23 protein-coding genes are annotated in these 26,329 nt (G+C 71.4%); 17 read left to right on the plus strand and 6 right to left on the minus strand.

Translation table 11 applies throughout. The annotated features are described in order from the left end of the window. Positions 1–81 precede the first annotated feature (81 nt). The 6 genes from V6V89_RS22705 to obgE all read left to right on the plus strand — a co-directional run bounded on the left by V6V89_RS22705 (position 82) and on the right by obgE (position 7,861). Positions 82–2,052 (plus strand): TIGR03960 family B12-binding radical SAM protein, encoded by a 1,971-nt coding sequence (locus V6V89_RS22705; RefSeq protein ID WP_334621254.1) that lies wholly within the window; start codon positions 82–84, stop codon positions 2,050–2,052. Next, on the plus strand, positions 2,049–2,831 hold the full coding sequence (locus V6V89_RS22710) for a TIGR03936 family radical SAM-associated protein (protein ID WP_334621255.1): 783 nt from the start codon (positions 2,049–2,051) through the stop codon (positions 2,829–2,831). Before V6V89_RS22705 ends, V6V89_RS22710 begins: the two co-directional genes overlap by 4 nt. A gap of 134 nt (positions 2,832–2,965) precedes the next feature. Further along, positions 2,966–5,641, plus strand: a complete 2,676-nt coding sequence (locus V6V89_RS22715; protein ID WP_334621319.1) for an Rne/Rng family ribonuclease — start codon at positions 2,966–2,968, stop codon at positions 5,639–5,641. A gap of 121 nt (positions 5,642–5,762) precedes the next feature. Further along, on the plus strand, positions 5,763–6,077 hold the full coding sequence (gene rplU / locus V6V89_RS22720; RefSeq protein WP_334621256.1) for a 50S ribosomal protein L21: 315 nt from the start codon (positions 5,763–5,765) through the stop codon (positions 6,075–6,077). An 11-nt stretch (positions 6,078–6,088) separates the two neighbouring features. Beyond that, entirely contained in the window at positions 6,089–6,352 is a 264-nt protein-coding gene (rpmA, locus tag V6V89_RS22725) for a 50S ribosomal protein L27 (RefSeq protein ID WP_334621257.1), read from the plus strand. 72 nt (positions 6,353–6,424) lie between these two features. Continuing rightward, positions 6,425–7,861, plus strand: a complete 1,437-nt coding sequence (gene obgE / locus V6V89_RS22730) for a GTPase ObgE (RefSeq protein WP_334621258.1) — start codon at positions 6,425–6,427, stop codon at positions 7,859–7,861. A gap of 46 nt (positions 7,862–7,907) precedes the next feature. On the opposite strand, the gene V6V89_RS22735 is transcribed toward obgE, so the two are convergent. Next, positions 7,908–8,207 (minus strand): aminotransferase class IV, encoded by a 300-nt coding sequence (locus V6V89_RS22735; RefSeq protein WP_334621259.1) that lies wholly within the window; start codon positions 8,205–8,207, stop codon positions 7,908–7,910. Between V6V89_RS22735 and V6V89_RS22740 the strand changes: the two genes are divergently transcribed. After that, positions 8,167–8,484, plus strand: a complete 318-nt coding sequence (locus V6V89_RS22740; RefSeq protein ID WP_334621260.1) for a hypothetical protein — start codon at positions 8,167–8,169, stop codon at positions 8,482–8,484. The two genes, V6V89_RS22735 and V6V89_RS22740, sit on opposite strands and share 41 nt — an antisense overlap. Here V6V89_RS22740 and V6V89_RS22745 read toward each other — a convergent pair. Continuing rightward, on the minus strand, positions 8,447–9,460 hold the full coding sequence (locus V6V89_RS22745) for a LacI family DNA-binding transcriptional regulator (RefSeq protein WP_334621261.1): 1,014 nt from the start codon (positions 9,458–9,460) through the stop codon (positions 8,447–8,449). The genes V6V89_RS22740 and V6V89_RS22745 overlap by 38 nt on opposite strands. 167 nt (positions 9,461–9,627) lie before the next feature. Here V6V89_RS22745 and V6V89_RS22750 point away from each other — a divergent pair, with 167 nt between their 5' ends. From V6V89_RS22750 to V6V89_RS22760, 3 genes are all read left to right on the plus strand, one after another. Further along, on the plus strand, positions 9,628–10,770 hold the full coding sequence (locus V6V89_RS22750) for a CaiB/BaiF CoA transferase family protein (protein WP_334621262.1): 1,143 nt from the start codon (positions 9,628–9,630) through the stop codon (positions 10,768–10,770). Between the two features lie 71 nt (positions 10,771–10,841). Next, positions 10,842–11,897 (plus strand): LCP family protein, encoded by a 1,056-nt coding sequence (locus V6V89_RS22755; RefSeq protein ID WP_442935199.1) that lies wholly within the window; start codon positions 10,842–10,844, stop codon positions 11,895–11,897. A gap of 34 nt (positions 11,898–11,931) precedes the next feature. Continuing rightward, positions 11,932–13,371, plus strand: coding sequence for a sugar transferase (locus V6V89_RS22760; RefSeq protein ID WP_334621263.1), 1,440 nt, complete (start codon positions 11,932–11,934; stop codon positions 13,369–13,371). A gap of 5 nt (positions 13,372–13,376) precedes the next feature. Here the strand turns inward: V6V89_RS22760 and V6V89_RS22765 are convergent, their stop codons facing one another. From V6V89_RS22765 to V6V89_RS22775, 3 genes are read right to left on the minus strand one after another with little or no spacing between them, the layout of a single operon-like run. Continuing rightward, a complete protein-coding gene (locus tag V6V89_RS22765; protein WP_334621264.1) occupies positions 13,377–14,633 on the minus strand; it encodes a DUF1501 domain-containing protein in 1,257 nt (418 codons plus the stop codon). After that, positions 14,633–15,895: a DUF1800 domain-containing protein gene (locus tag V6V89_RS22770; protein WP_334621265.1), complete on the minus strand. Its 1,263-nt coding sequence runs from the start codon at positions 15,893–15,895 to the stop codon at positions 14,633–14,635. The genes V6V89_RS22765 and V6V89_RS22770 overlap by 1 nt, the downstream gene beginning before the upstream one ends. Further along, positions 15,892–16,491 carry a Wzz/FepE/Etk N-terminal domain-containing protein gene (locus V6V89_RS22775; protein WP_334621266.1) on the minus strand — a complete coding sequence of 200 codons (600 nt, stop codon included), beginning with the start codon at positions 16,489–16,491 and terminating at the stop codon, positions 15,892–15,894. Before V6V89_RS22775 ends, V6V89_RS22770 begins: the two co-directional genes overlap by 4 nt. Before the next feature lie 148 nt (positions 16,492–16,639). On the opposite strand from V6V89_RS22775, the gene V6V89_RS22780 reads away from it, so the two are divergent. From V6V89_RS22780 to V6V89_RS22810, 7 genes are read left to right on the plus strand one after another with little or no spacing between them, the layout of a single operon-like run. Beyond that, complete coding sequence (locus tag V6V89_RS22780) at positions 16,640–17,836, plus strand: hypothetical protein (protein ID WP_334621267.1); 1,197 nt, start codon at positions 16,640–16,642, stop codon at positions 17,834–17,836. Between the two features lie 9 nt (positions 17,837–17,845). Further along, entirely contained in the window at positions 17,846–18,691 is an 846-nt protein-coding gene (locus V6V89_RS22785; RefSeq protein ID WP_334621268.1) for a glycosyltransferase, read from the plus strand. Further along, on the plus strand, positions 18,688–19,779 hold the full coding sequence (locus V6V89_RS22790; RefSeq protein ID WP_334621269.1) for a glycosyltransferase family 4 protein: 1,092 nt from the start codon (positions 18,688–18,690) through the stop codon (positions 19,777–19,779). Before V6V89_RS22785 ends, V6V89_RS22790 begins: the two co-directional genes overlap by 4 nt. Then, positions 19,766–21,088, plus strand: a complete 1,323-nt coding sequence (locus V6V89_RS22795) for a hypothetical protein (protein ID WP_334621270.1) — start codon at positions 19,766–19,768, stop codon at positions 21,086–21,088. Before V6V89_RS22790 ends, V6V89_RS22795 begins: the two co-directional genes overlap by 14 nt. Further along, positions 21,085–21,999, plus strand: coding sequence for a glycosyltransferase family 2 protein (locus tag V6V89_RS22800; RefSeq protein ID WP_334621271.1), 915 nt, complete (start codon positions 21,085–21,087; stop codon positions 21,997–21,999). The genes V6V89_RS22795 and V6V89_RS22800 overlap by 4 nt, the downstream gene beginning before the upstream one ends. Further along, positions 21,996–22,838, plus strand: coding sequence for a glycosyltransferase family 2 protein (locus V6V89_RS22805; protein ID WP_334621272.1), 843 nt, complete (start codon positions 21,996–21,998; stop codon positions 22,836–22,838). The genes V6V89_RS22800 and V6V89_RS22805 overlap by 4 nt, the downstream gene beginning before the upstream one ends. Next, positions 22,835–24,754: a hypothetical protein gene (locus V6V89_RS22810; RefSeq protein WP_334621273.1), complete on the plus strand. Its 1,920-nt coding sequence runs from the start codon at positions 22,835–22,837 to the stop codon at positions 24,752–24,754. Before V6V89_RS22805 ends, V6V89_RS22810 begins: the two co-directional genes overlap by 4 nt. Here V6V89_RS22810 and V6V89_RS22815 read toward each other — a convergent pair. Further along, positions 24,751–26,316: a hypothetical protein gene (locus V6V89_RS22815; protein ID WP_334621274.1), complete on the minus strand. Its 1,566-nt coding sequence runs from the start codon at positions 26,314–26,316 to the stop codon at positions 24,751–24,753. The two genes, V6V89_RS22810 and V6V89_RS22815, sit on opposite strands and share 4 nt — an antisense overlap. Positions 26,317–26,329 lie beyond the last annotated feature (13 nt).

The raw sequence follows: 26,329 nt of genomic DNA on the forward strand, positions 1-26,329 counted from the left end.
GGCCCTTCCGAGGTTAGCCACGCCACGCCAGTGCTCTTACAGCGCGTATTCTGGTCGGTTGACCCGTCCGGTGGAGGTTTCGTGAGCGTCCAGTCCGTATTTCCGCAGCTCGAGCTGCTGCTGCCCCAGGTGAGCAAGCCCATCCAGTACGTGGGCGGCGAGCTGGGCGCTGTCGTCAAGGACTGGGACTCGGCGACCGTCCGGTGGGCGCTGATGTACCCCGACGCGTACGAGGTGGGCCTGCCCAACCAGGGCGTCCAGATCCTCTACGAGGTGCTCAACGAGCTGCCCGACGTGCTGGCCGAGCGCACGTACGCGGTCTGGCCCGACCTGGAGCAGTTGATGCGCGAGCACGGCGTGCCCCAGTTCACGGTCGACGCGCACCGCCCGGTGGGCGCATTCGACCTCTTTGGCCTGTCGTTCGCGACCGAGCTCGGCTACACCAACCTGTTGACCGCGCTCAGCCTCGCCGGCATCCCGCTGGAGGCGCGCGACCGCGACGAGTCCCACCCGGTCGTGGTGGCCGGCGGTCACGCGGCGTTCAACCCCGAGCCGATCGCCGACTTCGTCGACGCGGCGGTGCTCGGCGACGGCGAGGAAGCCGTCCTCGAGATCACCGCGATCGTCCGGCAGTGGAAGTCCGAGGGCAGCCCCGGCGGGCGCGACGAGCTTCTGCTGCGCCTCGCCCGCACCGAGAGCGTGTACGTGCCGCGCTTCTACGACGTCGACTATCTGCCCGACGGGCGGATCCAGCGCGTCGTGCCAAACAGGGCGGACGTTCCGTTCCGGGTACACAAGCGCACGACCATGGACCTCGACGCCTGGCCGTACCCGAAGAAGCCCATCGTGCCGCTGGCCGAGACGGTGCACGAGCGGTACGCGGTCGAGATCTTCCGGGGCTGCACCCGCGGCTGCCGGTTCTGCCAGGCGGGCATGATCACCCGTCCGGTGCGCGAGCGGTCGATCACAACCGTCGGGCAGATGGTGAAAGAGGGGCTGGAGTACTCCGGCTTCTCCGAGGTCGGCCTGCTCTCACTGTCGTCGGCCGACCACTCGGAGATCGGTGACATCTGCTCCGGCCTGGCCGAGCAGTACGAGGGCACGAACGTCTCACTGTCGCTGCCCTCCACGCGGGTCGACGCCTTCAACATCACGCTGGCACAGGAGCTGTCGCGAAACGGGCGGCGCACCGGCCTCACCTTCGCACCCGAGGGCGGGTCCGAGCGCATCCGCAAGGTGATCAACAAGATGGTGTCGGAGGAAGACCTGATCCGCACCGTCGTCACCGCCTACACCAACGGCTGGCGCCAGGTGAAGTTGTACTTCATGTGCGGCCTCCCCACCGAGACCGACGACGACGTCCTCCAGATCGCCCGGCTCGCCCACGAGGTGATCCGGGCCGGCCGAGCCGCGACCGGTTCCAAAGACATCCGGTGCACGGTGTCGATCGGTGGGTTCGTGCCAAAGCCGCACACGCCGTTCCAGTGGGCGTCCATGTCCTCGCCAGAGGTGATCGACTCCCGGCTGCGCAAGCTCAAGGCCGAGATCAACTCAGACCGGTCGCTCGGCCGTGCCATCGGCTTCCGGTACCACGACGGCGAGCCGTCGCTGATCGAGGGCCTGCTGTCCCGGGGCGACCGGCGGGTCGGCGCGGTTATCCGGCGGGTCTGGGAAGACGGCGGCCGGTTCGACGGCTGGAGCGAGCACTTCTCGTACCAGCGCTGGGTCGACGCCGCCGCGGCGGTGCTGCCCGGGTTCGGCGTCGACCTGGCCTGGTACACCACCCGCGAGCGGGACGAGCTGGAAGTACTGCCCTGGGATCACCTGGATTCCGGGCTCGACAAGGACTGGCTCTGGCAGGACTGGCAGGACTCGCTGTCCGAGTACGAGCAGGACGACTGCCGGTGGACGCCGTGCTTCGACTGCGGCGTGTGCCCGTCGATGGACACCGAGATCCAGATTGGTCCCACAGGTAGGAAGCTGCTGCCCCTCACGCCGGTGAACACCGGCCTCAAGGTGCCCGCCGCCAGCTCCAGTCGACAGGGAGCATGACGATCAGTAGGAAACCGCAGCCGGAAGGCGGCCAGGCGCCGGTCGTCCAGCGCGTCCGGATCAGGTACGCCAAGCGTGGGCCGCTCCGGTTCACGTCGCACCGGGACTTCGCCCGGGCCTTCGAGCGCGCCCTCAACCGGGCTGGGGTGCCCATCGCGTACTCACAGGGTTTCACCCCCCACCCGAAAATCTCGTACGCCAGCGCGGCGCCCACCGGCGTGGCCAGCGAGGCCGAGTACCTGGAGATCGGCCTCCGGGCGACCGTCGACCCGGTCGACCTGCGCGCGGCGCTCGACGCGGCCCTCTCCCCGGGGCTGGACGTGATCGACGCGGTCGAGGCGCACGGCGGCAGCCTCGCCGACCGCATCGACGCTTCGGTATGGCGCATCGAGCTGCCAGGTGTGGAATCCGACACGTTGCGGCACGCCGTCGACGCGTTCGAGGCCGCCGAGGAGGTGCTCGTGGAGCGCCTTACCAAGCAGGGACGCCGCACCTTCGACGCGCGCGGCGCGGTGGTGAAGATCGGGGTCGGCGCCGAGATTGCGGCACCTAACGAGGTCACGGGCGTACCGTGTGCGATACTCGACCTAGTCGTACGGCAGGTCACCCCGGCTGTGCGACCCGATGACGTCCTTTCCGGCCTCCGCGTGGTGGCCGACCTGGAGCCGCCGGTCCCGCCGAGGGCGACCCGGCTGGCGCAGGGCACGCTGACCGCGCAGGGGGAGATCGTCGATCCGTTGGAGGCGGATCGCGACGGAATACCCATCGGTGAACGCTAGCTGGGTTCTGGCTGGCGCTCAGTTAGGCAGACTTCGGTGGCCCGCTCCTCGCGGGCGCGCCGCCGGAAACACTTAGGCGACCCTGCGTGGCAGCGCTCACCCGCGCCCGGGGCGGCCAGAACTGGAGAACGCCCATGCTCGACAACGAGCCAGAGGGCGGTGACCGGACCGGCTCCGAGCCGGCCGGCGATACCGCCGCAGAAGGCACCACACCGGTCAAGCGCACCCGGACGAGGCGCAAAGCGGCCGAGCCGGTCGAGCCGGTCGAAACGGCCACAGAGGACGCGCCCGCCCCAACCCGGCGCCGCCGCGCCGCCGCGAGTACGCCAGCGGCCGAAGGGGACGCACCGGTCAAGGCAACCCGTACCCGTCGCAAGAAGGCGGTCCCGCCCGCGGTCACCGAAGAACCACCGCCCGTGGTCGAGGCGGCCGCGGAAGACGCCGTGGTGGAGAAGGCGCCGGCCCGCGCGCGCCGCAAGGCCGCCCTGTTCACCCCCACCGTGCTCTTCATGGCGCCCGAGCCGGAAGAGGCACCGGCAGCCCGGCCCGCGCAGGTGACGCCGGTGACGCCGGTGACGGAGCCGGCCGCGGCGGCGGTCGCCACGGAAGAGCCCGCCGAGCAGGATCAGGCATCGCGCCGGCGGCGGCGCGGACGGCGTACACCCGAAGTCGTGGAAGCGGCGGCCGAGGCTCCCGAGGAGAGCACCGCGGCGGAGGTCGAGGATGAGGCCGCCGTCGACGAGGCGGACGATGACGACGACGGCGACGACGACGAGGCCAACGCCCGGCGCAGGCGCCGTCGCGGGCGCCGTGGCCGCGGTCGCGGCAAGGGCCCGGCCGACGACGACGCCGACGAGGAGGAGGCCGCTGAGGCCGAGTCCGACGAGGCCGAGGGCGACGACGGCGAGACGCTGACCCGCCGGCGCCGCCGGCGCCGGCGCAAGGGCAGCGACGACGCCGAGGCCGGCGACGATGACGGCGTGCCGACGGTCGTCAAGATCAGGGAGCCGCGGCGCGGCGCCGACGAGGTGCAGGGCGTATCCGGCTCGACGCGGCTGGAGGCCAAGCGCCAGCGCCGCCGCGACGGCCGCGAGCAGCGCCGGACCAGGCCGCCGATCCTGACCGAGTCCGAGTTCCTGGCGCGGCGCGAGGCCGTCGACAGGGTGATGGTCGTACGCCAGCGCGGCGACCGCACCCAGATCGCGGTACTCGAAGACGGCGTGCTGGTCGAGCACTACGTGACCAGGGCGTCGGCGGGCACCATGGCCGGCAACGTCTACCTCGGCAAGGTCCAGAACGTGCTGCCCAGCATGGAGGCGGCGTTCGTCGACGTCGGGCGTGGCCGCAACGCGGTGCTCTACGCCGGCGAGGTCAACTGGGACAGCAGCGGGCTGGAAGGACGGGCGCGCTCGATCGAGCAGGCGCTCAAGTCCGGCGACTCGGTGCTCGTGCAGGTCACCAAGGACCCGATCGGGCACAAGGGTGCCCGGCTGACCAGCCATATCGCGCTCTCCGGCCGGCACCTCGTCTACGTGCCGCACGGCAACGCCTCGGGCATCAGCCGCAAGCTGCCCGACAACGAGCGCAAGCGGCTCCGTGACGTGTTGAAGAAGCTGATCCCGGACGGCGCGGGCGTGATCGTGCGCACCGCCGCCGAGGGTGCCAGCGAAGACGAGCTGGCCCGCGACGTCAAGCGGCTCCAGGCGCAGTGGGAGGAGATCCAGGCCCGGGCCGCCGAGGGCGGCGCGCCGGCGCTCCTCTACGAGGAGCCCGACCTGGTCATCCGGGTCGTCCGCGACCTGTTCAACGAAGACTTCCGCGAGCTGGTCGTGCAGGGCGACGGCGCCTACGACATGGTCGAGTCGTATCTCGCGCACGTCTCGCCCGACCTGGTGCCGCGGCTGCGGCGGCACGCCGGAGCGGTCGACGTGTTCGCGGAGAAGCGGATCGACGAGCAGATCCTCAAGGGGCTGGACCGCAAGGTCTTCCTGCCCTCGGGTGGCCACCTCGTCATCGACCGCACCGAGGCGATGACCGTGGTCGACGTCAACACCGGCAAGTACACCGGCGCGGGCGGCAACCTCGAAGAGACCGTGACCCGCAACAACCTCGAAGCGGCCGAGGAGATCGTGCGCCAGCTCCGGCTGCGCGACCTCGGCGGCATCGTGGTGATCGACTTCATCGACATGGTGCTGGAGTCGAACCGCGAGCTGGTGCTGCGGCGGCTCACCGAGTGCCTCGGGCGCGACCGCACCAAGCACCAGGTCACCGAGATCACCTCGCTCGGCCTGGTGCAGATGACGCGCAAGCGGATCGGCGCGGGGCTGCTGGAGGCGTTCAGCGAGACCTGTGAGCACTGCAAGGGGCGCGGCCTGACCATCCACACCGAGCCGGTGGCGGCGCGGTCCTCGGGCGCGTCGTCCTCCGGTGCGGGTGACAGGGTCAAGGCGGTCGCGGCGGCGGCCAAGACCGAGCCCGCACCGAGTGCGTCCTCGCGCCGTCGAGGCCGTAAGAGCGCGCCTGCCACGTCCGGCGAGATCGCGCCCGAGGCGCCGGTCACGGTCGGGACGGAGGACGAGGACGACACGATGGGGTACGACCTGTCGCGGTACGAGAACGCGTACGCGGACCCTGGTCCGGACGCGCTCCCGGAGGTCAGCGGCAACGGCCTCGTGAACGGTCTCGCCGGTGACGACTCGGAGCCGATGCGCCTCGCTGGTGCCGACGACCCCGACGCCATCGACGATGACGACGAGCCCGCGGGCACGGGGGCTCGCCGCAGGTCTCGCCGTCGCCGGACCCGACCCTGAGCTCCCCGCTCAATTTGGGTTTCGCCGGCCCCATGGCGTACTCTTGCCTGCGGCGCATTTCATGCGCCCGCCTTTCGTGTGCCCACTTAACGACCACCTAGCGACTAGGAGAACGCGTCCGATGTACGCGATCGTCAAGACCGGCGGCAAGCAGTACAAGGTTGCCGAGGGCGACGTGATCGAGGTCGAGAAGCTCGCCGGCGAGCCCGGCGATGCGGTGACGCTCTCCGCGGTGCTCCTCGTCGACGGTGAAGACCTGGTCACCGACGCGGCCAAGCTGGCCAAGGTTTCGGTGTCCGGCGAGATTGCCGCGCACACCAAGGGACCCAAGATCCGGATCCACAAGTTCAAGAACAAGACCGGCTACCACAAGCGCCAGGGTCACCGTCAGCCGCTGACCCAGGTCAAGGTGACCGGCATCTCCACCGGGAAGTAGGCGACCAGAGAATGGCTCACAAGAAGGGTGCTTCCAGCTCGCGCAACGGCCGCGACTCCGGGGCAAAGCGCCTCGGCGTCAAGCGGTTCGGCGGGCAGGTCGTCAGCGCCGGCGAGATCCTGATCCGGCAGCGCGGCACCAAGTTCCACCCCGGCGACCTGGTCGGGCGGGGCAGCGACGACACGCTGTTCGCGCTGGCCACGGGCTCGGTGCAGTTCGGCTCCAAGCGCGGCCGCAAGGTCGTCAACATCGTGCCGGCGCAGGCACAGCAGTAACCAGACCTACGAAGCGGGCCGTGGACCTGGTGTCCCGGCCCGTTTCGCTGTCTTTTTCGAGAGGATGGAGACGTGGCGACGTTCGTCGACCGGGTCGTGCTGCACCTCCAGGCGGGTGACGGCGGGCACGGTTGTGTCTCCATCCACCGCGAGAAATTCAAGCCGTTCGGCGGGCCGGACGGCGGTAACGGCGGCCACGGCGGCAGCGTCACGCTGGTCGTCGACCCGCAGGTGCACACGCTGCTCGACTTCCACTTCCGCCCGCACATCAAGGCCGAGAGCGGCAAGGGCGGGCAGGGTTCCAACAAGGACGGCGCCAACGGCGGCGACCTGGTGCTGAAGGTGCCCGACGGCACCGTGGTGCAGACCGTCGACGGTGAGGTGATCGCCGACCTGGTCGGCGCCGGCACCACGCTGGAGATCGCCCGCGGCGGCCGCGGCGGCCGCGGCAACGCCTCGCTGGCGAACACCAAGCGCAAGGCGCCCGGCTTCGCCGAGCTCGGTGAGCCCGGGGAGCGGCGCGAGGTCGTCCTGGAGCTCAAGAGCGTCGCCGACGTCGGGCTGGTCGGGTTTCCGTCGGCGGGGAAGTCGTCCCTGATCGCCGTACTGTCGGCCGCCAAGCCGAAGATCGCCGACTACCCGTTCACCACGCTCGTGCCCAACCTCGGCGTGGTGCGCGTCGACGACCACACGTTCACGATCGCCGACGTGCCGGGCCTCATCCCGGGCGCTGCCCAGGGCAAGGGGCTCGGGCTGGAGTTCCTGCGGCACATCGAGCGGTGCGCGGTGCTCGTGCACGTCGTCGACACCGCCACGATGGAGCCGGGCCGCGACCCGCTGGCCGACATCGACGCGATCGAGGCGGAGCTGGAGGAGTACGGCGGGCTGGCCGACCGGCCACGCATGGTGGTCCTCAACAAGATCGACGTACCGGACGGCCGCGACCTCGCCGACATCGTCCGCCCCGACATAGAGGCGCGCGGGTTGCCCGTCTTCGAGGTCAGCTCCGCCACCCGAGAGGGGCTGCGCGAGCTGACGTACGCCCTCGCGGCGCGCGTGGAGGAGTCGCGGCTCCTGGCGCCGCCACCCGAGGCCACCCGCATCGTGATACGGCCCACCGCGGTCGACGACGCCGGCTTCACGGTCACCGAGGAAGACGGTGTGTACGTGGTGCGCGGGCCGAGGCCCGAGCGCTGGGTGCGGCAAACCAACTTCGACAACGACGAGGCGGTCGGCTTCCTCGCCGACCGGCTGGATCGGCTCGGTGTCGAAGACGCGCTCGCCAAGAGCGGTGCCGAGCCGGGAGACCCGGTGCGGATCGGCGACCGCGAGTTCGACTGGCACCCGACCGCGGGGGAGTACGTGTCCGGGCCGCGCGGCACCGACATCCGCCTTGAGGAGAAGTCGAACCGGGCGTCGGCCGCCGAGCGGCTGGCGGCCCGCAAGGCCCGCCGCCCCCGCCTGCTGGGCCTGGTCGACCCGGACACCCCGGACGACGACGCGAACTAACGCCACTCTTCCGTCGATCGTCATCGTCTGCGCGGCGTCGTAGGCACTACGACGGGAGGGTGAGCCAGGCCCGGTAGCGCTCGTCTTCGCCGCGGACCGCCGCCGCGAAGGCGTCCTGGAGCTTCCGGGTCACCGGGCCGGGCTCGCCGATCTCGCGGTTGTCGACCGAGCGCACCGGGATCACCTCGGCGGCCGTGCCGCAGATGAAGATCTCGTCGGCCGTGTACAGGTCGGAGCGCACCAGCGCGCGGGTGTGCACCGGCAGGCCGAGGTCGGCGGCGAGCCGCCGGATCGTGTCCTGGGTGATGCCTTCGAGCGCGCCCGCGCTGGCCGGTGGCGTCAGCAACTCGACCTGGCGGCAGCCCGACGGCGGCCTCTCCCTGTGGGTACGCCTTCCGGGCGCCGACGCCGGGCGCTACGCGGAACTGGCCCGAGCCCACGGCGTGGCAGTGGCCCCCGGGCCGCTCTTCTCCCCGGACCGCGGGTACCGCGACCACCTGCGAATCAGCTTCGCCCTGACGCCCGAGCTGCTGGACCGCGCGGTGGCCGGCCTGGCAGCGGCGTGGCAGGCGAGGGGGGCGGGTCCTACCGGGGCGGAGCCGGGGCTGGAGTTGCCCGTGTAGTCGAGGCGCGCGGGATCAGCTCTATCTCGTGCAGGCGCTCGGTGCCCTCGGCGGCGGTGCCAGCTAGCAGGTCGAAGAGCAACTCGGCGCAGGCGGCGCCGGCCTCGCGAGGGCGGAGGTCGATGGCCGTCACGGGTGGATCGGCTGAGCGCAGGCTCGGACCGTCTACACAGGAGGCGAGCAGCAGGTCACCGCCGATCGTGCGGCCGCATTCGCGGATCACCGGGAGCAGCTCGGTCGCGGCGGCCGGTGCGCAGACCAGGGCGTCCAGTGCCGGCTCGGTCTTGAGCAGGTCGCGCGCCGCGAGGTGCAGCTCCTCGCCCGAGGTGTCGAACTCGACGGTGCGCACCATCGGCGCCACGCCACGCCGGGCGCACCACTCGCGGTACCCCCGATGCACGCCCGCGGCCCAGTCGCTCTCGTCGCCGGCGACGATGAGCGCGGGCCTGCTCGCGCCCGCGGACCGGACGTGGTCGAGCAGGTCGCCCACGACGGCGGGGTGTTCTGAGCGCACCACGCCGTCGGCGCGCGCACCGCCGGGGAAGCGTTCGCAGGTCACCGTCGGTACGCCGGCGTTCATGAGCCGCTCGACGACCGGGTCGCCCCCGAGCGGGTCGCCGAGCACGAGGCCGTCGACGCGGGGCGCGCGCCGGCTCGGCGCGTCCGAGGTGATCAGCGTGACGTCGTAGTGGAATTCCGCGGCCTTCTCGACGACGCCGAAGACGAACGACATGTAGTAGTTCGACCTGGTGAGCACGGCGGGCAGGTGCAGGCCGATGGCGCCGGTGCTCGCCTTGCGCAGGTGCTGGGCGGAGCCGTTCGGCACGTACCCGAGCTCGTCGGCGATCCGCAGCACGCGGACGCGCGTCTCCTCGGACACCCTGCCGGAGCCGCGCAGCGCGTCGGACGCGGTCGTCTTGGACACGCCGGCCTGCTGGGCGACGGCGAGAAGGGTGACCGGTTCGGCTGCGCGCACGGCTCAGATGGTAGCCGTGCGTTAAGGGCCTGTATCGCCCCTTGCCCTGCCTGGGGGCGATACCGTTAGGGCGCTATGGACCTGTTCAACCTTCTCGCCGGGCACTGGATCGACGGCCCGGACGCGCTTGTCACGCACACCGTCACCGTCTACCTCGGAGCGCGGGGGTGAGCAGCCTCGCCGGGGTGCTGGTCGCGGACTTCAGCCGGGTGCTGGCCGGGCCGTACGCGACCATGCTCCTTGCCGACCTCGGCGCCGAGGTGGTCAAAGTGGAGCGTCCGGGCGCCGGTGACGACACTCGCGCCTGGGGGCCGCCGCACGCGGACGGCGAGGCCACCTACTACCTCGGCGTCAACCGCAACAAGCGTTCCATCGCGCTCGACCTCACCGACACGTCCGATGTGGACATCGCGCGTGGCCTCGCGGCCCGCGCCGACGTGCTCGTGGAGAACTTCCGCCCCGGCACGATGGAACGGCTCGGGCTCGGCTACTCCGCCCTGAAAGAGCGCAACCCGCGGCTGGTCTACTGCTCGATCACCGGGTTCGGCAGCGGCGCGGGTGCCGGGCTGCCCGGCTACGACCTGCTGGTGCAGGCGGTCGGTGGGCTCATGAGCGTCACCGGCGAGCCGGACGGGCCGGGCACGAAGACGGGCGTGGCGGTGGTCGACGTCATCACCGGACTGCACGCGGCGATCGGCGTGCTCGCCGCCCTCCGGCACCGCGACCAGACCGGCGAGGGCCAGCACGTCGAGGTGTCGCTGCTGTCGTCGCTGCTGTCCGCGCTCGTCAACCAGGGGGCGGGCTACGTGTCGGCGGGCGTCGTGCCGAGCCGCATGGGCAACCGCCACCCCAGCATCGCGCCGTACGAGGTCTTCGATACCCGCGACCGGCCCATCGCCGTCGCGGTCGGCAACGACCGCCAGTTCCAGTCGCTGTGCGCGGTGCTCGGCCGCCCGGACCTCGCCGCCGACCCGCGCTACGCGACGAACACGTCGCGGGTCGCCGCCCGCGGCGCGCTGGCGGCTTCGCTTTCCGAGACGTTGTCATCGGGTACCGCCGACGACTGGTTCGAGGCCCTGACGGCGGCTGGTGTGCCCTGCGGTCCCATCAACGACGTGGCCGCCGCGTTCGCGCTCGCCGGGGCGCTGGGGCTGGACCCGGTCATCGAGATCGCCGACCCGCGCCGGGACGCGCCGGTACCCCAGGTGGCGAACCCGATCCGCCTGGACGCCGCCCCACCCCAGTACCGGCTGGCACCGCCCCGCCTCGACGAAGACGGCGCCTGGGTCCGCGAGATGTTAGGCCGATGAACACCGTGTTGGAGGCGCTCGGCGAGGAACCTCCCAGCTAGCGGGTTGTGCTTGTCAGTACGATCGGGCGCATGTCGACCCAACCACCCTTCGGCCCGGACGCGACCCAGGTGCTGGAGCCGCCCGGCGCCGCGCCGCCGGCGAAGCCGCGCAAGCGGCGCCGCGCCCGGCGAATCGTTCTGATCAGCCTGCTGGTGCTGGCGGTGCTCGCTGGCGGCGGTGTGGCGGCCGGCGGGCTGTACTACCGGTCTGTGGAGGGCAACATCGACCGGGTCGACGCATTCCAGGATGTGCCTGAAGAGGCTCGTCCGGAGAAGGTGGTGCAAGACGCCAAAAACATGCTGATTCTCGGCAGCGACTCGCGCGACCCCGAGAGCACCGGCGGTTCCCGCAGCGACACGATCATCGTCGCGCACCTGCCGAAAGACCGGTCGAGCGCGCAGCTCATCTCGATCCCCCGCGACACCTGGACGTTCGTGCCGAAGTCCAAGGACGGCAAGCGCGGCGGCCGAGACGCCAAAATCAACGCCGCGTACGCGTGGGGTGGCATTCCGTTGATGGTGCAGACGGTCGAGAAGTTCACCGGGGTACGCATCGACCACGTGGCGATCGTCGACTTCGCCGGATTCCAGGACATCATCGACGCGCTCGGCGGCGTCGAGATCAACGTGGAGAAGAGCTTCACGTCCATCCACAAGCCGCACCGCAAGTTCACCGAGGGCACGATGAAGGTCGACGGTGCGGCGGCGCTCGACTACGCCCGTGAGCGGTACGCGTTCGCTGACGGTGACTTCGCGCGCATCCGCCACCAGCAGGAACTCATCAAGGCGGTGCTCGACAAGGCGGCGTCCGGCGGGCTGCTCACGAACCCCGGCCGGCTCAACTCGTTCCTGCGCGCGACCACCGACGCGGTGGCGGTCGACGAGACGTTCTCGGTGCTCGACATGGGTATGGAGAATCGCCACCTGCGCGGCGGCAACCTGACGTTCTTCACGAGCCCCTCGAAGGGGACAGGCCAGGTCGGCAGCGAGAGCGTAGTGTTCGCTGACACCGCCAAAGCCAAGACGCTGTACGACGCGGTACGCCGCGACGCGGTACCGGAGATCTTGAGCATCGCGAAGGAGTAGGACCAGGCCGGGGGTCCGGCCACAGGGGGAGGTCATGAACACGGGGAGTGCGTCGGCGGTCGGTCATGAAGTAACTACCGAGTTGCCGATCATCAATATCGCTTCGACCACGGTCCTGCCGTACGCGGGCTCGTACGCGTCGAAACGCACCAGGGCACTACGCGCCTGGATGATTACGGCTCCGGTAGACCTGGCCGCGCTGCTGGTGCCGCTTCTGTTCACCCAGCGCTACTGGCGCGGCACGATCTTCATGGCCATGTTGACGGTGGTCATCTTCGCGGCCGGCGGCCTGTATCGGGCACGCCGGCACGTGAGCCTCCTCGACGAGCTGCCCAGCCTCTTCGGGCGGCTGCTGGCGTCCGCCGCCGTCGTGGCCATCATCGCCGCCATGCGGCACGACTCGGTCGACTACGTCGCCGGCTTCATGCGCTGCGTCGCGCTCTCCGGTGGCCTCGTGATCCTCGGCAGGGCGGTGACACGTACGGCCACCGTGGTGGCGCGCAAGCGGCGCTGGGTGGAGCACAACGCCATCATCATCGGCAGCGGCCAGGTCGCGGTCGAGCTGGCCAGGCTGCTGCGCCGGTACCCCCGATACGGGCTCCGGTTCGCGGGCTGCGTCGACGCCGAGCCGAACGGGGAGGTCTCCGGGGCGCCGCTGCTCGGCACGCTCGACGACCTCGAAGACACCCTGCGGCTCGTCGAGTGCGACGTGCTGATCGTCGCCGAGCCGCGGCTGTCCGAGGCGGCGCTGATGGAGATCCTGCGGCGGCCCGCCTACGCCGCGTGCGACCTGTGGGTGGTGCCGCGGCTGTGGGGCTCGGGGTCGCAGGGCCGGTTGCCCGACCACATCGGCGCGATCCCGGTCGTCCAGATCCGCGACACCACGCTCTCCGGCCCGCGCTGGGCGATGAAGCGCGCCTCCGACATCATGTTCGCCTCGATGGCGTTGGTGCTGCTGAGCCCGCTCTTCGTGCTGTGCGCTATCGCGACGTTCCTGGAAGGCGGGCGCGGCATCTTCTTCCGGCAGGAGCGGATCGGGCGGTACGGCCAGCCGTTCCAGGTCATCAAGTTCCGGTCGATGCGGCCGGTCGACGAGCACGAGTCGCAGACCAACTGGTCCATCGCCGACGACCGGCGGGTCGGGCCGGTCGGCCGGTTCATGCGTCGCACGTCGCTCGACGAGCTGCCCCAGCTGTGGAACATCCTGCGGGGCGACATGACCGTGGTCGGGCCCCGGCCGGAGCGCCCGTACTTCGTGGAGAAGTTCTCGGCCGAGCACCCCGACTATGCGATGCGGCACCGGGTGCCCGTCGGGCTGACCGGGCTCGCGCAGGTCAGCGGCCTGCGCGGCGACACCCCGATCTCCGACCGGGCCCGTTTCGACAACTACTACATCGAGAACTGGTCGCTCTGGCTCGACACGAAGGTGCTGCTGCGGACCATCGCCGAGGTTTTCCGCGGCGGCGGTCGGTAGAGCGCTCAGTCGTCCGGGAAGATCGGCAACCGCACGCCCTGGTATCCGTCGATGTAGCGCGCGGGGTCCGCGCGCAGCACCGACTCGACCAGCGTGCCGTAGAGCTGCCGGAAGTCCATCGTGGCCTTGAGATCGCCGTCGTCCAGGTCGCCGAGGCTGGGCTGCTCGCCGTACATCCCGCCGGCCACTCGGGAACCCATCACGAGCACCGGTCCAGCGGTGCCGTGGTCGGTGCCGTCCGAGGCGTTGGCGCGTACCCGCCGGCCGAACTCGCTGTAGACCACGACCGTCACGCGGCGACCGGTCTCCGTCGTCGTCATCCGGTCGACGAACCCGGTGAGCGCCTGGTCGAGCTGCTTCAACAGGCTCTCGTGGCCAACCCGCTCCTGCGCGTGCGTGTCGAACCCGCCCAGGCTGACCGAGTACACCTGCGTCGGCACGCCGGCCTCGACGCACCTGGCCACCAGCGACAGCTGCGCGGCGAGCGAGACGGCGCCGCCGGTGCCGGTCGCCGGCAGCTCCAGGTGGTCGGCGTCGTCCGCCGTGCCTTCGGCCGGGCCGGCCTGCCGCACGAGGCGCTCGACCTGGAGCATGTCGGCGTATGAGGTCGCGGCCCGCGCCTGCGCGAGTGGCTCGTCCTGCTCGGGTCGCCCCAACGCGGCCACCATCTCGGTGGAGATGCCGTCGGGCAGGGTCAGCCCGCCGATGCTGACGCAGGCACCCGACCGGCTCTCACCGGCGAGCAGCGGTGGGAGTACCGGCTCGAAGCTGACCGCAGACTCGGGCGGCGCCTTGGTGCCGTCGAGCCACCGGCCGATCCACCCGGTGTGGACGGGCGTCAGCGGCGAACCGGTCTGCCAGATGTCCATGGACCTGAAGTGGCTGCGGTCGGGCCGCGGGTAGCCGACGCCGAGGACGACCGCGAGCCGCTTGGCGTCCCAGAGTCGCTTGAATCCCGGCAGCCTCGGGTTGAGCCCCAGCGCGTCGTCGAGACGCAGCACGCTCTCCGGCGCGTACGCCAGCTCGGGACGGGCCGAGTAGTACGCGGAGTCGGCGTACGGGATGACGGTGTTGAGCCCGTCGTTGCCCCCGTACAGGGTGACCAGGACGAGCTTGTTGCGTTTGCGGTGGTCGCCGCTGTCGTCACGGGTGGCGAGTTTCAGCAACTCGGCGAGGCCGAGCACGCCAGCACCGGCGGCCAGCGCACCGCCTCCGGCGACGCCGGAGGCGATCAGAAAGCGGCGGCGGGTGAGAGCGTCCATCAGGTCACCAGGTACTCCGGGCTAGCCAGTCCGAGCGTCAACAGGTGACGCGGATCACGGACGTCCCGCAGCACCGCGTACGTCCGGTTGCTCCAGCCGTCGAGGCAGAGCAGGTATGCCACCGATTCGGGCGTCAACTTGTCGGTATTCGCCAGGGTTGCGAGCGTACCAGCGAGCCCCAGCCGTACCTGGGCCGCAGCGGACGTCAGCCAGACCGTGCCAGCCGCCCAGCCACCGACGCTCGGGGGAGCGAATGGCAGCTGACCCAGGCTCTTGAGGCCGTCGAGAATCACCGTCGCGGTCTCGTCGGGCAGCCCGCCGACCCGGATGCCGAGCTGTCGCATGGCGCCGACCAACCACTCCACGGGCTGCTTGACCAGCGCGCCCGCACCGGCGGCGAACGCCTCGTCTTCGAAGAGCGCGCGCAGCATCGCGGCCGGCGCCGGAAACGCGGCCACCATGCGCTCGCTGGTGGCTTTCGGGATCGGCTCGGTCGACGACGCGTACCGATACCACAACCGCGCCGCGATGAACTGCGGGCAGGACTCTCGCCGCAGCAGCAGGTCGACGAGGCCCCGGGTGTCGAAGGTGTCGGTGACGCCGAGAATCGTCTTCTGTCCGGCGTCGTGATTCTTCGGCTCGAAGACGCATCGCTCCGAGCCGACGCTCACCCGCCAGCCGGTCAGCGCCCGGCCCGCCTCCTTCACGTCCTTCTCGCTGTACTGCCCGATGCCGAGCATGAACAGCTCCATCAGCTCGCGGGCGAGGTTTTCGTTCGGAGACTCCTTGGTGTTGGCCTGACCGTCCAGCCAGTACACCAGCGCCGGGTCGACGGCCATGCGCCGCGCCATGTCGGCGAAGTCACGCGAATCCCGCAGCGTCTGGAGCTGCCGCAGCATGAGCTGCGGGCTGCGCACCTTGTCGATCGAGGTGGCCCAGTGCCCGTGCCAGAAGAAGAGCAGCTTCTCCAGGGCCTGGTGGCCCGCGACGGCCATGCGGTCGAGCCACCAGCGGGTGATCTGCCAGGTCTGGGCGTCGCGCTTCTGGTTGGCGGCGATCTTCTGCTTGTCGTTCTTCGGCTGGTTGGCGTACGAGTCGAGGCCGAGCCGCGGCACCGGTGCGGTGGTGGACCCGATGTCGGGTCCTGGCGGCGAGAGCAGAGCCGACAGAGTCGTCGCGTAGCCCGCCTGCTTGGCGGCCGCCAGCTCCGCCGCCGTAGGACCGAACCCGGCCCGGCGCAGAAGCAGCGCGACGTCATTCATGCAGGGAACATACCCTGGCGCAGGATCCCCAGCACGAGGCCGAAAGCGGCTCCGGCGAGCGCGCCCGCTCCGGCCTTGAGCCACCACAGTGATGGCTCCGGCGCATCCGGTACCGATGGCGCCTTCGTGACCGTGACCTCGGTGCTCACTGGCAGCGCCGGCACCGACTTTTCGCGGGCTGCCACCTTGGCGAGTTCGGCGGCGATCGCGTCGGCGATGTCGGTCGCCCCTCGGGGCGTCGAGGCCGTGACAGTGATGTTGATCGCGTATGTGTCGACCGGCGAGGAGGCCGTGACGCGTTCCGCGAGCTCGGCCGGCGAATACGGCAGCCTCAGCGACTTCACCACCGGCTCGGTGATTCGCGTGCTGGTCACCATCCGGTTATAGGTCTTCACTCGCCGTTGCATCAGCAGCCGCGTCTCCTTCGACGCGTCCGCGACCTCGGGCGTGTACTCGACCAGCAGGCTCGCTTCGGAGCGGTAGACCGGCTCCTTCTGGCACGCCAGGACGCCCAGTACAACGCCACCCAGCAGAGCAAAAAGCGCAATTAATAGCCAATTTGCTCGCAATACACGGACATAGAGGGCGGTGTGCATTCGGCTCCACGGTGCTGCACGGCGTTCGCTCGGGAAGGTCGCGATGAGGGTAACGCGCCTGGCCTTGCGACGTTGCCGGACCGTCGGGTAGGAAGGTCCAGCGACCGAGGGCTGGGGGACCGGTGAATCGCAATCCGGGTAAACGGCGGTGCTGAACCTGCACCGGCGGCTCGTCACACCCGAACGCGTCTACCTCGCCGCACTGGGCTTCTCCGGCTGTGCGGCGCTGGTCTCGGTCGCCCTGCCCCCGGCGGAGCGCGGTGAGCTCGCCGCGTGCATCGCCAGCGCCACCCTCGGCGCGGCGGTCGGCGGCCTCTCGATCGACACGTTCCTGCTCTCGCGGCCCGCCGGCTGGGTGGTATCCCGTGGCGCGCGCTGGATCCCCGGCCTGCTGGCGGGCTGCCTGATCCTGTCCGCTGTCGCGGCCGCGCTGCTCACGGCGCTCGCCGGCGTTGGCAGCCCGCTCGTCGCCGTGGGCACGGCGTGCGCGCTGACCATCTTCAACGCGGCCGCGTCTCTCGCGCTGCGGCTCAAGCGGTTCCTGTTCGTGTACTCGATGCGGGCCGCGAGCGGCGCGGTGCTGGTCGGCGGGTACGCGCTGCTGTACGCGGGCGGGCGGCTCGACGGTGGAGCCTGGAGCACGGTGTGGTTCGGTGTGCAGGCGGGCGCGGCCACCGTGCTCGGCGCCGTCGTGCTGAGCTGGGCCTGGCGGATGCGGCCGATGCCCGCCGCGTCGGCCACCCGAGCCGAGTACCGCGCCGACATGACCGCGCTCGGCAAGCTCCACATCGGAGTATGCGCGCAGATGGTGACGTACCGGATCGACCAGATCCTGCTCGCCCGGTTCGCCGGCAGCGGCGCGCTCGGCGTCTACGCCCTCGCCGTGGCGGCACTGGAATTCGCGCAGGCGGGCGCCGTCGTGCGGTCCCAGCGCATCCTCGCGCACCGGGGCGAGGACGCACCGCCGGAGCGCACCGCCACCGTGGCGCGGGCGGCGTTGCCGATCGCGGCGGCCGCCGTCGCCGGGCTCGCGGTGCTCGGGTGGCTGCGGCCCGAGTACGACGAGGCGTGGCTGCTCGGCCTGTGCCTGATACCCGGCACGCTGGCCGTGGCGACGGGCAAGACGTGGAGCGCCCTGCTGCTCAAGCGCGCCGGTGAGCAGGCCACCACGGCGGTCGCCCTGCTCACCATGGTGGTCGCCGCCGTGCTCTACGCGGTGCTGATCCCGTCGGCCGGCGCGTACGGCGCCGCGCTCGCCTCGACCGGCGCCTACCTGGTGTACGCGTACCGCACCCGGGTGGGCCTGCGCCGCGCCCCTGACCTGCTAGCGAACCGGGCGGTGTAGCAAGTGGACGTGTCGGTCGTCGTGCTGACGTGGGAGGACCACGAGCGCACCACCGCGTGCGTGCGGTCGATGCCCGCCGGCGCCGAGGTGATCGTCGTCGACAACGGCAGCGCTCCGGAGGTCGGCGCCGCGCTGCGTGCGCTGTGCGACGAGACAGGCGCGAAGTACGTGCGGGCCGACACCAACCTCGGATACGCCAAGGGCATGAACCTCGGCGTGCGGCACTGCACGCGGTCGACGGTGATCCTGTCGAACAACGACATCGTCGTGCACCCGGACGCCCTGTCGATTCTCGCCGGCGAGCTGGACGACCCCGCTGTGGGCGCCGCGTTTCCGCGCGTCCTGGACGTGTCGGGCGCCGACCAGACCGCCGCTGGCCGGTTCCTGACCGTACCCGCCGGGCTCGCCCACGCCACCGGGCTGAGCCTGCTCGCGCCGAGCCTTCGCATCGTGGCGACACCGGAGCGCGCCGACTGGCTCTCCGGCCCGTTCGTGGCGATCCGGCGGGAGACGCTCGACGCGATCGGCGGCGTCGACGAGTCGTCGTTCTTCTACTCCGAGGATCTGCGCCTGTGCTGGGCGGTCCGCAAGCTCGGCAAGCGCCTCGCGTACGTGCCGGAGGCGGTCGTCACCCACGAGGACGACGCGAGCGCCAAGCGCCGCTGGAGCTCCGAGGAGATCTCCCGGCGGCAGACCCGCGAGTTCATCCGGGCCAGCCGCGAGCTGGCCGGCTGGCGCGGCGAGATGGCGAGCGCCGCCTACGTCACGGGCGTGCTGTGGCGCGCGGCGATCGGGCGCAACGCCCTGCGCCGGGCCATCGCCAAGGGCGCCGTCGAGGGGATGCGGGCGCGATGAAGGTCTTGTTCGTCTGTACCACGGGAGGATCGGGGCGCCGGCAACTCGGTGGCGCCGAGCGGTTCCTCGTTGAGATGCTGCCCGCGCTCGCGGCGCGCGGCGTCGACGTCGTCGCGGGTACCCCGGACGACGAGGTGGCCGCCGCGCTGCGCGAGTCGGGCGTGCCGTGGCTGCGGATGGGCGCGACGAGCCGGATCGACCTGAACTACGTGCGCGAGATCCGTCGGGTGGTCGCCGAGGTGCGGCCGAGCGTGGTCAGCGCACACCTGCTCTCCGCCGCGATGCACGCGCGGGCGGCACTGCGCGGCCCGCGGCGACGGCTGCCGCTCGTGGTGGCGCTGCACAACAGCCTGTGGCAGTACCGGGACACGGCCGCGTCGGCACGCGCCAAGGCGGCGGTACAGGTGAACATCACCCTCGACCTGCTGATGCGTCGCGTCCGTCCACACACGACGGTCGCTGTCTCCGCGTTCGAGGCGCGGGAACTGCGGGAGCGCGGCAACGTCGGCAACGTCCACGTGATACCCAACCCGCTGCCGGCGGTGTGGCCAGCGGCCGAGGTGCCCGACCAGCCGGTGTCCGGCCCGGTGCGGGTGGGCTTCCTGGGCCGGCTGGAGCGGGAAAAGGGCGCCGACCTGCTGGGCGACATCGCCGCGGCGCTGCCCGACGTGTCGTTCCTCGTCGCGGGCGGTGGGTCGATCCCAGCACCCGCGGCTCCGAATGTCACTGCGGTAGGCCGGGTCGACGCCGCCGAGTTCCTGCGCGGCATCGACTGCCTGCTCGTACCGTCCCGTGTGGAGTCGTTCGGCCGCAGCGCGCTCGAAGCCATGTCGCTCGGCGTGCCTGTCGTGCACTCGGGTGCCGGTGGACTGGCCGAGATCACGCGGCACGGTGACGGCTGCCTGGCGTACGAGGCGGCCCTGTCACCGGCGGCCATGGCGGCGGCCATCCAGAAGGCGACCGGCAGCGGCGCATCCCCCATACAGCGGCGCTCGGTGGCGCGGTGGTATTCGCAGGAGTTCTCCTTTGCTCGATGTGCTGAAAGCTGGCTCGACCTCTACCGCGGAGTCGGTCATGACCCGGGCTGAGCGGTTCTGGCCAGCGGTCGCTCCCCTCACCGCGGCCGCGTTCCTGGCCCTGTGCACTGTGGACGTCGGCGCGGCGATGACGCTCGCCCTCGCGGCGGGGGCGGTCTTCGCGGCGCGAGCGCGGATGTGGGGCGTGGCCATGTGCGCGGCGGCGTGGACGGCGGTGTTCGTCGCTGTGTACGTGCTGCCCGGGCCGTACGACTCCTGGGCGGGCCGGGCGGCCGTCCCCGTACTGGGGCTGTACGTCGGCGCGTTTCTCATCGCGTGGGTGGTGGGCCGCCGGCTGGCGGCCCGTTCGACCGAGGAACGGCCCCTACTGGGCTGGCCCAGTGACCGGCGGGTCCTCGCCTACCTGGCACTGCTGCTCGCCGTCGGGGTGGTGGCCGCGTTCCTGCGCTTCCGTGGCGTGACCCCGCCACTGTTCGACGCCAACCCCGACGCCGCCAGGCAGGTGCTGCGCGAGCGCGCCAACATCTTCGTCGGCCTGCTCTCCGAGGCGTGGACGCTCGGCATGGCGATCTCGCTGCTGCGCGCCCTGACCACGCGCGGCCCGCGACTGTTGTTCTTCCTCGCGCTCGCGGCCGTGTTCACCTGCGGAGCCGCGCTCGGTGCCAGCAAGAACTCCGTGCTCGTGGGCGTCGTGCCGGCACTCGTCGCGGCCCTGTCCGTGCGCCGGAATCGACCGCGCGTGCTGCGGACGATCCCGAAGGCGCCGGTCGTCGCGGTGCTCCTGCTCGGTGTCGCGGCGGTCGGCACGGCGGTGTTTCTCGGCGGGCAGCGGACGCTGGCGGGCTCCGGCACGTTCGAGGACGAGTTCCGCAGCAAGTACGGCGACAACGTCGTCTCCAGCAGCGTCGGCTCGCTCGACCTGTCGCTCAGCTCGTCTGTGGAGACGTTCGGGCGGCTCTGGGCACAACGCTCCACGATGGACCCCGAGTACGGCGGGTACTCCCTGCTGTTTCTCGGCTCGCGCGTCGAGCCGATCGTCGGAACGGTCGACCTGTACGGCGCCACGTCGCAGCTGAGCCTGCCGTACTACATGAACACGGCAACCTTCGCGGCGATCCCGGTGCTCGACTGGGGGCCGGTGGGTGCCGCCGCGTTCCTCGTCCTGCTCGGCCTCGGCGTCGGGTTCGCCGAGCGGCGGCTGGAGTTCTCCGCGAGCCCGGCGGCCCAACTCGGCCGCGCGTTTGTCGTGTACTTCGCGGTGTTCGGCGTGTACGAGCTGTACCCGTTCATCTATCCGACGTGGCTGAGCCTGATACCTGGGCTTTGGGTGCTGCACCGGCTGGGGAGGGCGGCTACGTGATCGAGTTGGCTATCGTCACGGTGCTGTACCGGTCGAGCGAGATGCTCGCCGAGACGCTGCCGACCTGGGTCCGCGCCGCCGAGGGGCTGCCGGTGCGGTTCGTCTTCGCCGACAACGGGCCCGCGGACGGCTGCGACAAGGTCGTCGCGGACTGCCTCGACGAGAGTGCTTACGCCTACCTGCCCGACGCCTCGAACCCGGGTTTCGCCGCCGCCTGCAACCGAGCGGTCGACGTCGTGGAGGCCAGCCACGTGCTGTTGCTGAACCCAGACGTGTGGCTGCCCGACGGCTCGCTGGACCGGATCCTGTCCGCCATCCGCGAGGCGCCGGACGCGCCGATCGCGGTCGGCCTGGCGATGCACGGAAACAAGTACGCCGGCATCGACGTGCACCCGATATCGCTCTTCATCGACCGGCTCGCGGCGGCGAACCGGGGCCCGCTCGGACCTTCGGGTGGCGCCGCGGTGTTCCCCGTCGAGTTGTACCGGCGGTTCGACGGGCTCTTCGCCCACCTCTTCGCCTGGGGCGAGGACGCCGACCTGGCCTACCGCCTGTACGCCGCCGGTGTTCGCACCCGGGTGCTGCCCTTGGCGCTGCCGCATCACGGCGGCCACAGCGTCGGCGCCGACCCGGCCCTGCTGGGCTTCCGAGCCTTCCTGCTCGCCCGCAACCGCCTCCTCGTGGCGGCGCGGACGTTCTCGGGCCCGCTGACCGTCTTCGCCGTACCGCTCATAGCGCTCGCACATCTCGCGCTGGCCCTGCGGCGGGCCCGCCAAGGGCTGCTGCGGCCGTTCCTGCGCGGCGTGGGCCGAGGGCTGCTGGAGGCGCCGCGCGCCCGCCGGCAGTGGCGCGGCGCACGGTTCGGCATCCGTACCCTCGCCGGCTACCTACGCACCAGGAGCGCGCGATGACCCAGCCACGGTGGAGCGTCGTCACGGTCACGTACAACTCCGCGGACACGCTGCGGCGGTGCTGGGGCGACCCGAGCAAGCCGTACGACTGGATCGTCGTCGACAACGCCTCTGTGGACGGTTCCGCCGAGGCCGCCGAGGAACTCGGGGCGCGGGTCATCCGGCTGCCCGAAAATGTCGGCTTCTCCAAGGCCAACAACGCCGGCCTGCGGGAGTCCACAAGCGACTACGTGCTCTTCGCCAACCCCGACCTGCGGGTGCGCCCGGACGGGATGGGCCCGCTGGCGGCCCACCTCGACCTGCACGGCGGGCTGGTCGCACCGCAACTGCTCTCGTCGACCGGTGCCGTACAGCCGAACGGTCGCGGCTTCCCGTACGCCACCGCCAAGCTCGGCAACCGCAAGATGTGGCCCCTGTCGAAACTGCACGCCGGATACCGGCTGACCGCCGCACCGGGCGAGGCAGTCTGGGTGGCCTGGGTGATGGGCGCGGCCGTGGCGGCGCGGCGGGCCGACTTCCTGGCGATCGGCGGCTGGAACGAGCGGTTCTTCCTCTACTACGAGGACCACGAGGTGGGGCTGCGCGCCTGGCGTCACGGCCAGCCGGTGGCGGTGCTCGGCGACGTCCGGTGGACCCACGACTGGGCGCGCGCGACCAACTCGCTGCGCTGGTCGAGGGCGCACACGCTGGAGGTCAGGGCGGCGCGTACGTTCTTCGGCATGTTCCCGGAGTTCCTGGTGGGGTTGCCGCCCGCGCGGCGCCGGCACGCGCTCGCGGCGCGGCTCGTCGGCACGCCGGTCACCGCGACCCCGGTGACCGCCACCGGAGCCCACAGATGACCATGACCAAGCCGACCGATCCACCCGTCACGGTCGACGAAGGGCGGCCGGAGCCGAAGGCTCGGGTTCGGCTGCGCCTGCCGCGTCCCGTCCGGCCGCCGTGGCCCGCGCTCGCGGGGCTCGCCGCCGCCGTCGCGCTCGGCGGTTCCCAGGGCGCCAGTGTGCCGCGCGCCGGCCTTGACGGGAGCTGGATCACCGCGATCAACATCGCCGCCCTGGACAACTGGCGGTTCGGCGAGGACGTGCTGTTCACGTACGGGCCGTGGGGCTTCGTGGAGCGTCCGCTGATCGTCGACGCGCCCCAGTACACGCTGGGGTTGCTCTTCGTGGCGGCCGCCACCGCGGCGATGTACGTCGCCGGGTACATCTGCCTGCGCCGGACCTGGCGCCCTGCGGTGGCCGCGCCGGTGGCCTTCGCCCTGACCCTCTGCACGCCATCGAGCGACCCCGGCCTGCGCCTGCTGTGCGCGAGCCTGGTGTTCGCCGCGCTGGCGATCGAGCGCCAGGCGGCGCTCGCGACGCGGTCCGCCGGATGGCGCGATGCCTGGCCCACGGCGGCGCTCGCCGGTTTCGCGGCGCTGATGACACAGGTGAAGTTCTCCGAGGGAGTGGCGATCCTCGCTCTCGCCGGGATCGTCGCGATCACGGTGCGCTCGTGGCGAGCGCTGGCCTGGCAGGCCGGCGCGGGAGTGGGGGCTTTCCTCGTCGTGCTGCTGCTCGGATGGCTCGCCGCCGGCCAGCCGCTGGGCAATCTCGGGCCGTGGCTGCGCGACTCGTGGCGGGTGGCGAGCGGGTACCAGGAGGCGATGACCCGCGAGCAACCGGACAACGTGCTCGGCTACGTGCTCGCGGCGGTGCTGGCGCTGGTCGCGATCGTGGTCGGCGTGCGCGCGGCCAGGCACCGGGGCGTGGCCGCCGCCGGCTCGATGCTCTTCGTGGTGGCACTGCTGGAGTTCGGGTTCAAGCACGGGTTCACCCGGCACGACGTCGGCCACGAGGCGACATTCTTCGTCATCACGGGTTTCCTGCTGCTCGCGCTCGCCAGCCACGCCAGGCGGCCGGTCGCGGTGCTCGTCACCGGCGCGCTCGCGTTCGCGCTGGTGCCGCGCGATATCCAGCAGTTCGACCCGCTCGCCGCCCGCGACCGGTGGCGCACCTCGGTCGAGGCGCTGCTCAACGACGAGTACCGGGCCGATCTGCTCGCCAGCGCCAAGCGGGGCACCCGAGCCCAGTACCAGCTGCCGGAGAGCATGGTGGCCGCCACCGTCGGGCACCCAGTCAGCGTCGACCCATGGGAGGCGACGCTGCCGTGGACGTACTCGATGGACTGGCGCCCGGTGCCCGTCTTCCAGGCGTACTCGGCCTACACGCCGGAACTCGACGAGCTGAACGCCCGCGCGATTGTGGCCGCACCCGCCGACCAGATCGTGCTGCGCGAAGACCGGGAGGCTTTCGACGGTCGCAACGCGCGCTGGGAGACGCCGCGCTACCTGCTCGCGCTGGCCTGCAACTACACGCCGGGCACGAGCGCCGGCCGCTGGTCGACGCTGCACCACGGCGCCGACCGGTGCGCGGCGCCGAGCACCGTCGAGACCCGCGAGGTCGCGGCCGGTGAGGTCGTCTCCACACCGACCGTGGGGGAGGGCGAGATCCTCGTGGCGCGGTTCACGCCAGAGCCGGACGGCCTGCTAATGGCGCTGGGCAACGCCGTGCTCAAGGACTGGACGCCGCTTTTGGCCACGACCGAGCAAGGTCGCTTCCGGGTACCGGAGGCGCTGGCGACCGGGCCGCTCATGGTGTCGTTTCCGACGGAACTGGGCTGGGCGGCACCGTTCGACGGCTTCCACTACAAGCGGTTGGGCTTCAACCGCCCGGGCACGTTGGAATTCCAGGTCGTGCGCGTCTCGCAGCCCTAGAAGAGCGCGCCCACCCGGACCGAGTTGGCGACCTTGCGCAGCACGTCGGCCTGGTCGACCGGCGATGTCATGCGGAAGACGAGCTGGCGGTCAACGGCTCCGTCCGGAGTGCTGCGCCAGTACGCGACGATGACCAGGCCGTAGCGGGCCGCGCCGTCGATCTGGTCGGTCTCGGCGTACGCGGCGAGCCGGGACGCGCGGTTCCACCGCAGGCCCCAGGCCTCCTCAGCCTTGCGCATCTCGATCCGCTGGCTTTCGTCGCAGGACGCCGGGCAGGCGCGGACGACCACCTCGCCGCCGATCTGCGGGTTCGTGCCCGGAGACACCCCGCAGTCGTACTTGGCGAAGCCCTCGCCGGTGCCGTTGCGCACGCATTGCCAGTTGTCGGGGGCGGTGAAGTCGAAGCCGATGCCCGGAAGGCTCAGCCGCTGCACCTTGTCGACGCCGGTGAACTTCGGCCAGTCGGTGTTCCAGTTACCGGGGTTGGGCGGCTCGACGCCGGGGCTGAGCGGCGACGAGGCGGGCATGGGCGCGGGCGCCGTGCTCTTTGTCGGCGAGGCCTCCGGATCGCCGCCGCCCAACTGGAGCGCGGCCAACGTGCCACCACCGGCGAGCAGCAGCACGATGACCACCGCGAGCCCGACCCATAGGCCCGTTCGCCGGCGGCGCGGAGCGGGAGGCGCCGCACCGGGCCCCGGGTAGTAGGTGTCGTACGGGGACCGGCCGGTGGTGGGCGGCAGGGGTCCGAGCGCGGGGGACGCCTGCCCGCCAGCGGGGGAGATCAGGTCGGCGACGGGCGACATCGGCCCGAGTACCGGCGACTGCGGCACGCCCGAGACGGAGTGCGGCGGCACCGATACCGAATTCGGAGGCACCGAAACGGAGTGCGGAGGCACCGAAACGGAGTGCGGAGGCACCGAAACGGAGTGCGGAGGCCCAGAGATCGAGTCCGGTGGCAGGTCGGGCGGCACGGAGATCGGCTGCGGCGGACCCGAGATCGGCTGCGCCGGAACCGACGCCGGCTGGGGTGGGCCCGCGGCCCACGGGTTGATCGGAATGGCCGAGGGCTGGCTGAGATGCGGGGTGGGCTGGGTGGTCTCGGGGTCGGGAAACTCGACCGCATGCGGTTCGGCGCCGTTCGGCGACTGTAGGACTGTCGTGGGCTCCTCGAAGGGCGGTTGCTCTGCCAGCTCGGCCGGCTGCTGCGCCGTCGGGGTCACCGGCGCGGCGGGCGCGCCAAAATCTGGCGGCACCGGCTGGTAGGTGACGCCCAGCGCGAGGAACACGTGCTCGGCGCCCGGCCCGCCCTCCGAGGCGCAGGCCACCCAGGGCGCCGGCGCCGCGAAGTCCGTGTACAGCACCCGGGGCCCGCCGGCCTGCGGCTGGGCAAACCCGTTCGCCGCGGCGGCGAACGCGTCACGCCAGCGCTGGTCGAGGGCCACGGAGGCGTCGAGCACGGCGACGGTCAGCGACCGGCCCTCCGCGTCGACGGCCGACCAGACACTGCCGACCTGAGACGACCCGAGCGCCTCGATCAGCCGGTATGGACTGTCTGGCTGCATCTCCCCAACCTCC

Source organism: Micromonospora sp. CPCC 206061 (genome assembly GCF_036906915.1).
GTDB lineage: Bacteria > Actinomycetota > Actinomycetes > Mycobacteriales > Micromonosporaceae > Phytohabitans.

What these genes read in the sequence shown, in the direction of transcription:
- V6V89_RS22710 (WP_334621255.1), top strand. Translation starts at nt 2,049, where the DNA reads ATGACGATCAGTAGGAAACCGCAGCCGGAAGGCGGCCAGGCGCCGGTC.
- V6V89_RS22715 (WP_334621319.1), top strand. Translation starts at nt 2,966, where the DNA reads ATGCTCGACAACGAGCCAGAGGGCGGTGACCGGACCGGCTCCGAGCCG.
- rplU (WP_334621256.1), top strand. Translation starts at nt 5,763, where the DNA reads ATGTACGCGATCGTCAAGACCGGCGGCAAGCAGTACAAGGTTGCCGAG.
- rpmA (WP_334621257.1), top strand. Translation starts at nt 6,089, where the DNA reads ATGGCTCACAAGAAGGGTGCTTCCAGCTCGCGCAACGGCCGCGACTCC.
- V6V89_RS22740 (WP_334621260.1), top strand. Translation starts at nt 8,167, where the DNA reads ATGCCTTCGAGCGCGCCCGCGCTGGCCGGTGGCGTCAGCAACTCGACC.
- V6V89_RS22755 (WP_442935199.1), top strand. Translation starts at nt 10,842, where the DNA reads ATGTCGACCCAACCACCCTTCGGCCCGGACGCGACCCAGGTGCTGGAG.
- V6V89_RS22760 (WP_334621263.1), top strand. Translation starts at nt 11,932, where the DNA reads ATGAACACGGGGAGTGCGTCGGCGGTCGGTCATGAAGTAACTACCGAG.
- V6V89_RS22765 (WP_334621264.1), bottom strand. Translation starts at nt 14,633, where the DNA reads ATGGACGCTCTCACCCGCCGCCGCTTTCTGATCGCCTCCGGCGTCGCC.
- V6V89_RS22770 (WP_334621265.1), bottom strand. Translation starts at nt 15,895, where the DNA reads ATGAATGACGTCGCGCTGCTTCTGCGCCGGGCCGGGTTCGGTCCTACG.
- V6V89_RS22775 (WP_334621266.1), bottom strand. Translation starts at nt 16,491, where the DNA reads ATGCACACCGCCCTCTATGTCCGTGTATTGCGAGCAAATTGGCTATTA.
- V6V89_RS22790 (WP_334621269.1), top strand. Translation starts at nt 18,688, where the DNA reads ATGAAGGTCTTGTTCGTCTGTACCACGGGAGGATCGGGGCGCCGGCAA.
- V6V89_RS22795 (WP_334621270.1), top strand. Translation starts at nt 19,766, where the DNA reads ATGACCCGGGCTGAGCGGTTCTGGCCAGCGGTCGCTCCCCTCACCGCG.
- V6V89_RS22805 (WP_334621272.1), top strand. Translation starts at nt 21,996, where the DNA reads ATGACCCAGCCACGGTGGAGCGTCGTCACGGTCACGTACAACTCCGCG.
- V6V89_RS22810 (WP_334621273.1), top strand. Translation starts at nt 22,835, where the DNA reads ATGACCATGACCAAGCCGACCGATCCACCCGTCACGGTCGACGAAGGG.
- V6V89_RS22815 (WP_334621274.1), bottom strand. Translation starts at nt 26,316, where the DNA reads ATGCAGCCAGACAGTCCATACCGGCTGATCGAGGCGCTCGGGTCGTCT.